Raw genomic sequence first — 5,582 nt, 5'->3', positions numbered from 1 at the left:
ATCGGTACGGGCCTCTTTTCGTCGTGATCCATCTCAAGCACTGGCCGGCCCGAGGTGCACCCTCATCTGCCGTGTCTGGACAAGACGTTCTCATGGCTACGGTGGGTCACGCTTCAGCACATCACGCTGCCTCACAGCGCACGTCATCGCGTCGAAGGACACGCAGTTCGACATCCGCCGGGCAGTGTGAGACCCGCGGCTGCCAGCGGGACTGTAGTCGCTCACGCAGGTCCGCGTCGCCGTAGATCACGACCACGACCACCAGACGAAAATCATCCTCCAACGCCCGCTGTGCGATGAGAGCTTCATAGAGAATGCTGTCGAGAATACGCTCGGCCCTGACGTGATGCTTGAGCACTCTGACATCCACGAAGGTAGTCGTGGAGGCCTTGCCGGCAAACACCGCATCGAAGCATGCCCGCGTATCCCCTACCTAGATATTGTGGCGAACCTCACTGGACTGCTCTTTTTATTACACATGAAGTTTATGTCAGGTCAATATAAAAGCATTACACTCACAAATGGGAAAGCTAACAACATCAATTATGCTTATTATAATTTATCTATTAGAATAAATTTAGATCACGCTAACAAAGGCAGTTATTATTTACTGAACCATAAGTCTATTAAAAACACTCAGCAATGACACTAGGCAAATTATATACGGAAACAACAAGTCAACGTGCTCTCGATTATTGAAAAAAGCCTGATAACGATATTTAAATTCAAAGGAAAATAATTTGATCAAATCTTTTCTTTTCCAAGAATCATCATATTCATTTAAATTAATACATTTAGGAACATACACTTCACCGTAATATTCATCTACAATTGTAGATCTATAGCAAATACTTCTCCTTAAAATACTCACCTTTCTATATTCAGGCACCTGATCGCCTATATCGTGACAATTTTGGCCATTAATTTTTTTGGCTAGTAACCCATGATACTCATCATCAAAACCATTATAAATTAGCACACTAGTGTCTGCCATTAATCTTTCCGACCAGAATTTAAAAAGATATTCATGGTAGTTGTGAGCATAGGCATAATAGCGGAATAGTAGATATACAGCAGAAGCTTCAAGCAAATGTATTAATGCACCTTCATTCAAAAATTCGATTTTAAACAGAAAGGTATTAGCTTCTTTTATCTGGGCGCCGCTCAGATTAATTGCTAAAATTATCAAAGAAACATAAACAAGCTGACGACGCTTTGTTGAAAAACCTTTATCATTTTGTAATCTTTCTCTATAATCATTAATATCTAAGTTTTCCAAAGCCAATGCCTCAATATTAAAATAAATTAGAGTTAATGAAATAAAAACCGATCATTATTCTGAATGTATTGGTTTATTTCAATCAATGCTCTATTGTTCAAAATAACACCATTGGCATAAAATCAGCAAGGAGAATATATATAATTCCAAGGTAGTGACAATGTCTCAAGTCACTATAAAGGCATGCAAAGACTTAGGTAAACCTTATCTCTCGCCTATTCTTAACCGAAACAGAATTTATCAGCAAGCTTGCCAGTACAGCAAAAGCCTCACCTAATGTTCAAGGGTGGCTTTTTTATTGATCAATCAGTACAGAATGAAACGTACGATCAGCCGTCGAGGGTCATGCGGCACAGCAGGGTGTTGTCCTGCTTGAGGCTTTGCCCCCACACGAACCTGGCACTGTCATCCCAGTCGATATCGTCGTAGCCGTCCTTCGGGCTGACGTCGCTGTACTGATGCTCGATGGCAGCCGGCCAGGCGCTGTCATCGAAGTCCGGGGCCGTCCAGTCACCGTCCACCGTGGTTTCCTCGAAGTCACAGGCGCCCTCGCCTGCCTGTGGGTCGCTCTCATCAGCACAGGAAGCCTCGACAGGCGCGTGTTGCACCACCAGGCAATGCATGTCGCGGTTGGTGACCCCGATGACCTCGCCTGTTCTGGCATCACGGAACTGGGCAATCATGCCGCCATCGCCCATCTGCTGGCGGTCCGTGCCGATGTACTCAAGGCCTGTGTCATTTTCCTTGAAGTCCTTGGCCTTGATGGCGATCGTCACCGGGAATTGCGTCTCGATGATGGCAGTTTCGGCATTGAAGGAGCGCTCCGTGGTGATCGGCACGCTGTCTTGCATTGCCTTCTCGCCATTGACGTACATCTCGAACCAGTTATCGACCCAGATCTCGGCCTTGAGTCTGGTGCCACTCTGGGGGCCGGCCTTGGGCTTTGCTGCATGCTCATCCTTGGCATGTGAATCGGCAAAGGCAGGTGCGGCAGCCAGAATGAGGGCGGCGGTCAGCAATGTGCGCATGGAAAAATTCCTTTCGTGGTGAATGGCGATCGCGCTTCCTGGCTTGCAGGGGGGTGTCTTGCGTCCATCATCTGATCAGTTACGGAAGGTGATGGAGGAGGAATCAATGACCTTGCCCTTGAGCGCCTCGGTCATCGTGTCCCAGTTCACGCTCATGTCGTCATGATCCGGCAACGCATCCAGCGGTGCCTTCAAGGCATACAGCGTGATCGTGTATTCGTGATATGAGCCCTCAGGGCCGGGAGGTGAACAAGGTGGCGTATACCCGATACGCTTCTTGTCCTTGTCGGCGCCCTCATCCCCCAGCGATACCGGATTGCCGCGCGGCAGTGCCCGGGTATCTGCTGGAAGATTCCACAGCAGCCAATACTGGCTGGGAGCATCACGACCTTCGACGGTGCCTTTGGGATAGTGGTGCATGATGAGGGCGAGGCTCTGTGTGCCGTCAGGCACATCACCCCATGTCAATGGCGGCGTGACGCCATCGCCGCCGTCACGAGTGCATTTCAGGTCATCCGGCAACCAGCCATCATCATTGAAGGCAGGGCTGGTGAGCGTGAAGTCGCCTTGTGCCAGCGCAGGTGTGGCCAGGGCCGAGACACACAGTACGGCGGCCGTCCCGGAGGCGAGCGACGTTCGCAGAGCACGCGACCATGCCCGAATCATCGGCAGTACTCCCCGGTCTTGACGTCGCCACCATCTGTCACGGTACGCGTCTCGAAGTCATAGCAATTGGGCGTATCGGTGGGCGTATAGCGAATGTAATAGGCTTCACCGTGATAGGTGTAATCCATGCTGCGACTGCCATCCGCCTGCTGGGTAAAGACCAGGTCTTCCACGCCCCCTTGCGGTGGAGTCCCAGCGGGCCGTCCACGACTGTCGGCCTGCGTATCGCCACTCGCGGCCTTCAGCGGCGGAACACGCGGCAGGTCTTTCGCCTCTGGCACTTCGCCCATCAGACACTGAATGATATACGGCGCCTGTTCGGAGGTGTGATAGCGATACCCGAAGGTGTCGTCAGGCTGTCCGTTGCAGACATCCAGCACATCCATCGCGATATGGGAGCCATCCGGGTTGTCATCGCCATAGATGGGGTAACCATCGAAAGCCCAGCCAATGATGGGGTTGTCACCGGCATTCTTCATCCTGTCCATCATGCAGACGGGTTTGACATGATAGTGGTAATCATCGCCGCGGCCGGCGTGCCCGCCACAGGCATCCAGCTGCTGCGTCGCCAGGGTATCGTTGCTGGCCTGATAGACGGAAAGATCCCCCGGGGACATCTCCCCGCCCCCGGTATAGTCGTAGATGGGCACACCATTGACGGCGACGCCCAAGGCCGCGTCTCGCGTCTGGGGGGTGTCTCCCAGCGTGGGTTCGAGCATGACGGGCGATGTGTAGTGACTGGCGGGCACTGGCACCTGCTCATTGGTGCCCACGATTCCGGTCATCATCTCGTGGTCCGGGTAGGTATCCGAGGTGATCAGCGCCTTGCCGTCCTGGCAGGTGACAGACACCGAGTCGGCGAAGCCGGCATCTTGCACGGAAGCCTTCACGGCGGCGCAATGCGCCTCGGCGGCGGACCTGCCCGTACGCTGTGCCGCTGCCTCCGACGTGGACTCCTCTGAGCCGGACTGAGCCTTCGCGAGCGAGGGTTGATCATTGGCGACTGACTGCGCGACATGGAAGAACACTGGCACCATGAGAACGGACGCCACCGTCAGTACCACGAAGGGCTTCACGATACGGGGTCGTCCCCGAGATGTCAGGGAATGTGGGCGCATGAGCTTTCCTGTGTGTCGGACGATGAATTCATGAGGCATTCGCGCATGGCCGGGTGGCCTGATGTGTCAGCCAGTCAGACGCGGACGGAGGAAGGCCGACAGGGTCTCCGGGTTCTTCTCGTCATGCCGGGGCGGCTACCACTGCATCACGATGAAGGTCAGTGACATGGCACCGATCGCGACCATCCAGGCGCCCAGCACTCGCTGCGCGATCACGAAGGCCGCACGAGGCAGAAGGCGACCGATCAACGCGAATATCGCCCAGCAAAGCAGGACACCCCACACCACCGTCATCATGACACCGAGAAGGATGGCAAAGGGTGTCGAGGCCACCTCATGACCCAGAAACAGCAGCGCCACCACCAGCCCGGCCAGCAGCGCCGGCACCCGCTGGAAGATGCCCTGACCGAAGGCATGGCGCAGCGGTACGTGAATCGCGACGAGCAACGACACCAGCATGGCCAGTCCCATCACGGCCATTACCAGCGTCTGTGGCGCAAAGAGTGACAGGGTGATCCCGAGCAGCAGACCATTGATGAGCCGCAGCAGAATTCGCCCGCCCGCCTTCCAGGTGAGCGTGTCCTGACTGGCGACTCCGACAAGACCCGCCGTGACGATGAGATACAAAATCACCGGGCTGCCACAGACGGCGCGAACGCCGATCATCCACTGTTCCGGCCACATCATGACAATGCCTCGACCAGGAAGTAGACACCCAGCAGTGCCGTCAGAATCCCCAATCCGCGCAGCAACATGCCCTGACGGAAGCGCTCCGCCATGATGCCAACGCCGATACCCGCGGCATGCAGACTACCGGTGGCCACCATGAAGCCCATCGCAAAGGCAAAGGGATCAGACGCCAGGGGCAACTCCGCCCCATGGGCGTAGCCATGACAGACGGCAAAGACGGAGATCACCGCACAGGCCATCCACAGCGGCAGGCGCACGCGCCCCGCGATGAAGCCGCCGAGCACCAAAGCCGACAAGGCAATGCCGATCTCGATTCCGGGCAATGCCACCCCCACGATGCCCACCACACTGCCCAGCGCCATGATCATCGGGAATACCACCGGCAACAGCCAGGAAGCAGGACGCCCCAGAATCACCCCCCACAGCCCCACGGCTGCCATGGCGGTAAAGTGATCCAGGCCCGTGAGGGGGTGCAGGAAGCCCGCGGCAAAGCCGCCGACGCTATCCGTATCCACATGAGCCTCGGCCATGCGTGAAAATATCAGCAACAAGAAAGCCATGCTGAGCGCGCAAGTACGGGCAGCGCTTGGCCGTAAACATTGGGGAAGCGTCATGATGTGGCGGTCCGTCGAGGTCACTAAAAAGGGTTCATTCTTAAGCTCTGGACATGATTGCCGTGGGCCTACTCACGCTCTTTCTGATCTGCTCTCTTCTGGCCCGGCCTCTCCTGCCCTGGGCCAGGCCCTTGTCCTGATTTATGCGGCGAACCAATGCCCATCTTGGGCTCTTCGACGTTTCATG

At 55.1% G+C, this 5,582-nt stretch carries 8 protein-coding genes; 1 reads left to right on the top strand and 7 read right to left on the bottom strand.

Features of this window, described 5'->3' with window-relative positions:
* Positions 1–121 precede the first annotated feature (121 nt).
* From BF12_RS0116895 to BF12_RS0116870, 7 genes are all read right to left on the bottom strand, one after another.
* On the bottom strand, positions 122–370 hold the full coding sequence (locus tag BF12_RS0116895) for a hypothetical protein (RefSeq protein WP_156941211.1): 249 nt from the start codon (positions 368–370) through the stop codon (positions 122–124).
* A 237-nt stretch (positions 371–607) separates the two neighbouring features.
* Positions 608–1,279, bottom strand: a complete 672-nt coding sequence (locus tag BF12_RS22135) for a hypothetical protein (RefSeq protein ID WP_156941210.1) — start codon at positions 1,277–1,279, stop codon at positions 608–610.
* A 329-nt stretch (positions 1,280–1,608) separates the two neighbouring features.
* Positions 1,609–2,307, bottom strand: a complete 699-nt coding sequence (locus BF12_RS0116890; protein ID WP_084488196.1) for a hypothetical protein — start codon at positions 2,305–2,307, stop codon at positions 1,609–1,611.
* Positions 2,308–2,382: 75 nt separating this feature from the next.
* Positions 2,383–2,973 (bottom strand): YbhB/YbcL family Raf kinase inhibitor-like protein, encoded by a 591-nt coding sequence (locus BF12_RS21355; protein WP_024953288.1) that lies wholly within the window; start codon positions 2,971–2,973, stop codon positions 2,383–2,385.
* On the bottom strand, positions 2,970–4,091 hold the full coding sequence (locus BF12_RS20750) for a YHYH protein (protein WP_024953287.1): 1,122 nt from the start codon (positions 4,089–4,091) through the stop codon (positions 2,970–2,972). The genes BF12_RS21355 and BF12_RS20750 overlap by 4 nt, the downstream gene beginning before the upstream one ends.
* A 135-nt stretch (positions 4,092–4,226) precedes the next feature.
* Entirely contained in the window at positions 4,227–4,778 is a 552-nt protein-coding gene (locus tag BF12_RS0116875) for a hypothetical protein (RefSeq protein WP_024953286.1), read from the bottom strand.
* Positions 4,775–5,311, bottom strand: a complete 537-nt coding sequence (locus tag BF12_RS0116870; RefSeq protein ID WP_211242487.1) for a HupE/UreJ family protein — start codon at positions 5,309–5,311, stop codon at positions 4,775–4,777. The genes BF12_RS0116875 and BF12_RS0116870 overlap by 4 nt, the downstream gene beginning before the upstream one ends.
* Here BF12_RS0116870 and BF12_RS22530 point away from each other — a divergent pair.
* On the top strand, positions 5,310–5,582 hold a 273-nt coding region (locus BF12_RS22530; RefSeq protein ID WP_211242486.1), incomplete at its 3' end, for a hypothetical protein. The genes BF12_RS0116870 and BF12_RS22530 overlap by 2 nt on opposite strands.

It is taken from the genome of Cobetia crustatorum, from assembly GCF_000591415.1.
GTDB lineage: Bacteria > Pseudomonadota > Gammaproteobacteria > Pseudomonadales > Halomonadaceae > Cobetia > Cobetia crustatorum.
This window is presented reverse-complemented; position numbering and strand designations above follow the sequence as displayed.

Bases quoted from the DNA above. Each gene is read 5' to 3' on its own strand.
- BF12_RS0116890 (WP_084488196.1), bottom strand. From the start codon at position 2,307: ATGCGCACATTGCTGACCGCCGCCCTCATTCTGGCTGCCGCACCTGCC.
- BF12_RS21355 (WP_024953288.1), bottom strand. From the start codon at position 2,973: ATGATTCGGGCATGGTCGCGTGCTCTGCGAACGTCGCTCGCCTCCGGG.
- BF12_RS20750 (WP_024953287.1), bottom strand. From the start codon at position 4,091: ATGCGCCCACATTCCCTGACATCTCGGGGACGACCCCGTATCGTGAAG.
- BF12_RS0116875 (WP_024953286.1), bottom strand. From the start codon at position 4,778: ATGATGTGGCCGGAACAGTGGATGATCGGCGTTCGCGCCGTCTGTGGC.
- BF12_RS0116870 (WP_211242487.1), bottom strand. From the start codon at position 5,311: ATGGCCGAGGCTCATGTGGATACGGATAGCGTCGGCGGCTTTGCCGCG.